The sequence below is a fragment of the Mycobacterium sp. NPDC050441 genome (assembly GCF_040655355.1).
Taxonomy (GTDB): domain Bacteria; phylum Actinomycetota; class Actinomycetes; order Mycobacteriales; family Mycobacteriaceae; genus Mycobacterium.
In genome coordinates, this window is record NZ_JBFAJS010000005.1 from 573,044 (window position 1) to 579,043 (window position 6,000).

The following is a 6,000-nucleotide window of genomic DNA, read 5'->3' on the forward strand; positions in this document are numbered from 1 at the left end:
GTCCTCGCCACCGACACTAGTCGAATCTGATCTTGCCCCACAGGTGTTCGACGCAGGCCGATCCATTCGTGTTGCGGCGGCTCAGCCCAGCTTGGTGGTGTCCAGCGACACTCCGGCCGCAGGTAGCCGGGTGAGCAGGACATCCCCCATCGCGGCCACCGGTGTCAGCACACCGCGCCGTTCCGACAGTGCGTCACGGTCGGTAGCCAGGGCAAGCCCGCACTCGCCGAGCAACACCGCGGTCGACTTGTATCCGGGATCTCCTTGCTGGGCCATGCTTGTGACGTACCGGGCGCCCGACGTTGTCGTGGTGTAGGTCTCGACGCGGTAGTGGCCGCGCTCGCGGGCCCGCTCGCTGGGACCGGTTCCCGGCTTGGGAGCCAGTCGCCCCACCAGGCCGCTGGGCAGGCGGTTGAAGTAGCGGCCGCCCACCCCGAGGGTGAAGGCGTTGGCTCCGGTCACCGCGGCTGCGGCCACCGGCGCGGCGAGTGAACGACCGACGCTCATCTGCTCGGCGTACTCGAACCGGCGTCCGTAGGCATAGTCCAGTAATGCGTTGCTGCGCCGCACAATTCGAGTGTTGGGCGCCGCCATGGCAAATGCGCCGGTCCAGTAGCCGGCGAGCTCGGGAGCGATCTCACCGCCGCGGCGCCACCGCACGTCGGGTTGAGCACCGAGTTCGGGCTCTGCACCGCGGTCGGGGCTGAGCGTGTATGGATCGTTCATCAGCGCTCTTGCCTCGGGATCGGAAGACAGCGTGTCGAGCAGTTCCAGCATCGAGGCCACGGTGCCGCCCGACACGCCGCCGGCGAAGCTGCGCACCACCAGGTTCGTGTCGCCGAGTTCGCCCGCACCGTCGGCGAGGGCCCGCTGATACAGCGCGTACACCGTGAGATCGGATGGCACCGAATCGAATCCGCATGAATGAACGATCCGCGCGCCGGTGTCGACCGCCTGCTTGTGATACAGGTCGATGCTGTCGCGGATGAATGTCGTCTCACCGGTGAGATCGGCGTAATCGGTACCGGCAGCCGCGCAGGCCGCGACCAGCGGCATTCCGTAGCGCGCATAGGGGCCCACCGTCGTCACCACGACCTGGGTACGGGCGGCCATCGCATCGAGGGAGGCCTGGGCCGTCGCGTCGGCGGTCACCAACGGCCACGATTGCGCGCCCGGCCCCAGACCGTCGCGGATCGCCCGCAACCGCTCCTCCGACCGGCCGGCCAGGGCGATCCGGGCCGATCCCCCGGCCTTGGCCAGGTACTCCGCGGTCAACTTTCCGGCGAATCCCGTGGCGCCGTACAACACCAGATCAAACTCACGCTGTGTCACGCTCCCGACGCTACCCGAGCAGTTCGGGCACCTGCACCGGTTCGCCGCGCAGGTGGTCGCCCAGGAACGCCGTCACCACCTGATACCAGATCTTCGCGTGCTGCGGAGCCAGCACCCAGTGGTTCTCGCTCGGGTAGTACAGGAACCGGTGGGGACTCTCGCCGTGCTCGTCGGCAGGTAACCCCGAATAGGTGAGCAACTCGTACCACAGACGCAACGCCTCGCCGATCGGTACGCGGTAATCCTTGTCGCCGTGGATGACCAGCATCGGAGTGGCGATCTCACCGACGAACCGGTGCGGTGAATTGTGCTGGGCCATCTCGGGTGTCATCTCCCGGGCCCACCAGTAGGCACCGTCGGTGGTGGGTCCGAACTGATCCAGCGCCCACAGACTGGCATGCGTGACGATCGCGGCGAACCGATCGGTGTGGCCGGCGATCCAGTTGGCCATATAGCCGCCGAACGACCCGCCCATCGCGGCCGTACGCGAGGCGTCGATGCGTGGGTGTGCGCACGCGGCATCGGTGGCGGCCATCAGGTCCGTGTACGGGTCGGCACCCCACGCTCCCCAGCCGCGGGCGATGAAGTCCTGTCCGTAGCCGGTGGACAATCCCGGATCCGGCATCAGCACCGCATAACCCTGGGCGGTGAGCAGCCACGGGTTCCACCGCCAGTGCCAGCTGTTCCAGCTGCCCAACGGTCCGCCGTGGATCCACAACACCAGCGGGGCCGGATCGTCGCCCTCGGGCAGGGTGAGCCAGGAGCGGATCGGCGTGCCGTCGGCGGCGATCGCGGTCACCTCGGTCACGGTGCCGGGCAGTTCGGGTGCATCGAGGCACCGCAGCGCGGTGACGGTGCCGTCCGGATCGATCCGGACCGGATGCGGCGGCACGGCATAGGAGCTGCGCAACGCGTAGATCACCCCGCCGGGCGCGGGGCGCACGTCGGTATAGGTGAAGTCGTCGTGGGTCAACCGGGTGACGCCACCGGATGCCGGGTCGACGGCGAAGATCGGCCCGCGGCCCCCGTCGTCGGCTGTCACGATGAGCGCCGACGAGTCCGCCGACCAGGCTACCGAGGACGGCCAGCGGTCCCACCCGGTGGTCAACTCCACCGGATCGCCACCGAACCGCATGCAGCACAGCGTGATCCGTGGTGGTGAGGTCGGGGAAGAATGGGTTTCCCTGGTGAAGGCCACGGCGCTGCCGTCCGGTGCGATCGCCGGATGGTCCAGGTCCACTGCGGGTTCTTCCACGATCGTGGTGCGCTCCCCGGTGGCCCTGTCGATGCGCACCAGGACCAGTCGGACCGCCGCGCCCGGACCGGAGATCCGCCAGGATGTCACCAGGAACCCGCCGTCGGCGCTGAGGTCGAATACGGTCTCACGCAACGCCGCGCCCGGATCGGCCGTCAGATCGCGAGGCCCGTCGGCGTCGAACAAATGGGGTTGGTCGGGGCCGAGATCGTGATCCCAGTACCGGACCGGATAGCCGGTGTGCAGGATCGCCGACACTTTGTTGTCCTTGCGCGCCTCGCGCCGGGTCTTGTCGTCGTCGACTCCGGCCGATGACGGCAGCAGAGGAGCGGTCACCACCGTGGCCTCGGCGGCCCGGGCGCTCACCGCACCGTTGACACCACCGGGCATTGCCAGCACCTCGAACGCCTCTCCACCGCTCGCGGGGAGACGCCACAGGGCTGCGGGCGGCTTGTCGTCGCCCTCACCGGCGCGCACCGCGACGAACAGTAGGTCCCCCTCTGCGGTGAACACCGGCGCGGACTCCCCCTTGACTCCCTGGGTCAGCCTGCGTGCCGGTTCGGCTCCGGTGAGGTCCAATTCCCATATTGCGCTGAGGAATTCGGTGCGTTTGTCGTTGAGTGTGCTGACCGTGGTGACCAGCCGGGAGCCATCAGGCGACACCGCGAGACCTGCCACCCGGGGCAGCGAGAGATAGTCGTCGAGATCGTGGAACACCGTCATGGCTCCCCACCGTAATGGCGCGGCCCGCACCGGAGTCCGGTACGGGCCGCGGGATGCGCGTCGGTCAGACGACCTCGGTGACCTGTCCGGTGACGTCCGCCCGCACCTGCTTGCTGCTGCGCTCGCCCTGGACGTTGATGAAGATGATCACGTTCGCATCGAACGGGATGTTGCGCTTGATGCTCACGGTTTGGACCTTGCCGTCCTTGATCTCGCTGGCCGCCACGGCACCGTCGATCGCCGCGACGATCGCGGAGGTGGGCACGTCGGTGACCGCGAACAGGTTCTGCTGCAGCGCCTCGGTGTCCTCGTCGTAGTCGATCGGGCGCGACGGCCCGACCGTCCCGGAGGTGTAGCTCCACTGGTTGAGTTCGGTCGGAGCGTTCGGGTCGATGGCCTCAACGGACAGCACGCCCGGTGCGATGCTGACCTCGACCACCTGCATCGGGTTGGCGCCGACCTTGCCCGCGATCGCCGCATAGGCGTTGTCGATGCCCTCGGCGGTGAACAGGTTGCCCGAGACCGCTTCGGTGATCTTCTCGGTGCCCGAGGCGACGGCCTTCTCGGCAGCCCCGGCGGCCGCATCCCTGATCTCGGTGACCTTGGAGCAACCGCTCAACGCGGAGACGGCAAAGACCGCGGCGCCCAGTGCGACGCCGAAGCGGGTGAATTTCATCGGACCTCATCATTCGTTCAATCCCGGCATATTCGACGCGGGTACCTGTACACAAACTGTGAGAACGCTGGAAGGCTACCGATCCCAACTCCGACCGTGGTGAGTCACCCTTGCCTCACCCGGTTAGATTCGACCGATGGCAACGTCCATCCTCGTCGTCGGTGCGGGCATCACCGGCCTGGCCACCGCAGTCGCATTGCAGCGGCAGGGGTTTGAGGTGTGCGTGGCAGAGGGGCGCCGCGATGTGACGCCCGGCGCGGGTATCAGCCTCTGGCCCAACGCGTTGGCCGCCCTCGACGAGATCGGCCTCGGCGACCAGGTGCGCGCTGCAGGTGGCCGGGTCACCGCGGGGGCGCTGCGCCGGCCCGACGGCTCCTGGCTGCGCCGACCGGCAGCGCAGCGGTTCACCCGGGCGCTGGGCGAACCGCTGGTGGTGATCAGGCGCGCGACGCTGACCGAGATCCTCACCGGAGCGCTGGCTCCGGGGACCGTCCACTTCGAGCTCACCGCCCAGGCCATCGACGCCGACGCTTCCGGCGTACGGATCACGTTCTCCGACGGCTCGGTTCGCGAGGCGGCGGGATTGGTCGGCGCCGACGGTGTCGACTCAGTGGTGGCCCGCCACCTGAACGGGCCGCTGCCCCGCCGCTACGCCGGCTACACCGCCTGGCGCGCGGTGGCCGCCTGCCCGCTTGATCCCGAACTGTCAGGCGAAACGCACGGCTCCGGCTTGCTGGTAGGGCATGTCCCGCTGGGCGCCGAACACACGTATTGGTTCGCCACCCAGCGCGCACCACGCGGGCACGCAGCCTCCGATGGCGAGTTGGCCCACCTGAGACGACACTTCTCGTCGTGGGCGGAGCCGCTCCCGACACTGCTCGCCACGACCGATCCCGATCAGGTGCTCCGCAACGATCTCTATGACCGGGCCCCCGCCCGCTGCTGGGCCCGGGGGCCGGTGGTGATCGCCGGGGACGCCGCCCATCCGATGCGCCCGCATCTGGGCCAGGGCGGCTGCCAGGGGCTGGAGGATGCCGCCACGCTGGCCGGCCTCGCGGTTCGGGAGCCGGATCTGCCGACTGCGTTCGCCCGATTCGCGGCCCTGCGCCGGAAGCGGGCCATGACGATCGTGCGCGAGTCACAGTTCATCGGCCGGGTGGTGAACCTGCGTCCGGAGGTACTCAGCGCCGCGGCCACGCGGGCCTCCGTGTTGGTGCCCGAGTTCGTTTTGACGCGGCACCTGGCCTCGATCGCTGCGCGCGGGGCCTTCATCCCGGTGCGCTGAGCTCAGTGCGGGACGCCGAACGCCCCCAGCGGGTCGAGGAAGGTCGTGCAGATCCGGCGTAGGTCGAAGATGCCCAGCACCGCACCCGGACGTACGGTCTGGCAGCCGGTCGGGGCGGTGGGCGCCGCCCAACCTGCCGGCATTCCACCGCGGGCGCCGCATTTCGGCCAGGCTTCGATGCCCTGGGTGGCCAGGACGTTCTCGGCAACCCTGATCTGCTCCTCGCGGGAGGCGAAGGCAGGCGATCCGATGCCGCCGTGCGATGCCCAGGTAGTGGGTTTGAACTGAAGACCGCCGTAGTGACCGTTGCCGGTATCGATCGACCAGTTGCCGCCCGACTCACAATCGGCGATCGCATCCCAGTTCACCGTGTCCGCACCGGCGGTCGCCGTGCCCGTGAACAGGGGCGTGAGCATGAAGCCCGCCGACGCTGCGGTAATCCAGAAAACCCTGGTAAATGCCCTTCGTATGGTCATCGCACGGCCCTTCCCCGACCTTTGACACCAGGACCGCTGCAGATGCCGATCACGTTCGTGCAACTGTGCGGTCACTAATGGGTTCGTGTGACCAACGTCACGCGTTACAGGGGAGGCTGAAGTTTTTCAGGAGGTGGTCGGGGCTGGAGTAAGCCGAGAGCCTTCTGATGAAACAGAAGCGGGGGGGGGGGGCCCCCCCCCCCCCCCCCCGTATCAAAAATTTTTTAGGTGTATAGGTGTAGGGTGAAAACGC

General features: G+C 68.3%; 5 protein-coding genes. 1 reads left to right on the top strand and 4 read right to left on the bottom strand.

The genetic code is table 11. The features are described from left to right. Positions 1-81 precede the first annotated feature (81 nt). The 3 genes from AB0I14_RS18335 to AB0I14_RS18345 all read right to left on the bottom strand — a co-directional run bounded on the left by AB0I14_RS18335 (position 82) and on the right by AB0I14_RS18345 (position 3,986). Positions 82-1,332, bottom strand: coding sequence for a trans-acting enoyl reductase family protein (locus AB0I14_RS18335; RefSeq protein ID WP_358024271.1), 1,251 nt, complete (start codon positions 1,330-1,332; stop codon positions 82-84). A gap of 10 nt (positions 1,333-1,342) precedes the next feature. Further along, a complete protein-coding gene (locus tag AB0I14_RS18340) occupies positions 1,343-3,310 on the bottom strand; it encodes a S9 family peptidase (protein ID WP_358024274.1) in 1,968 nt (655 codons plus the stop codon). Positions 3,311-3,374: 64 nt separating this feature from the next. After that, positions 3,375-3,986 carry a hypothetical protein gene (locus AB0I14_RS18345; RefSeq protein WP_358024277.1) on the bottom strand — a complete coding sequence of 204 codons (612 nt, stop codon included), beginning with the start codon at positions 3,984-3,986 and terminating at the stop codon, positions 3,375-3,377. Between the two features lie 136 nt (positions 3,987-4,122). Here AB0I14_RS18345 and AB0I14_RS18350 point away from each other — a divergent pair, with 136 nt between their 5' ends. Then, positions 4,123-5,271, top strand: coding sequence for an FAD-dependent monooxygenase (locus tag AB0I14_RS18350; RefSeq protein ID WP_358024280.1), 1,149 nt, complete (start codon positions 4,123-4,125; stop codon positions 5,269-5,271). Between the two features lie 2 nt (positions 5,272-5,273). Here the strand turns inward: AB0I14_RS18350 and AB0I14_RS18355 are convergent, their stop codons facing one another. Next, positions 5,274-5,747, bottom strand: a complete 474-nt coding sequence (locus AB0I14_RS18355) for a transglycosylase family protein (RefSeq protein ID WP_358024283.1) — start codon at positions 5,745-5,747, stop codon at positions 5,274-5,276. Positions 5,748-6,000: the final 253 nt, after the last annotated feature.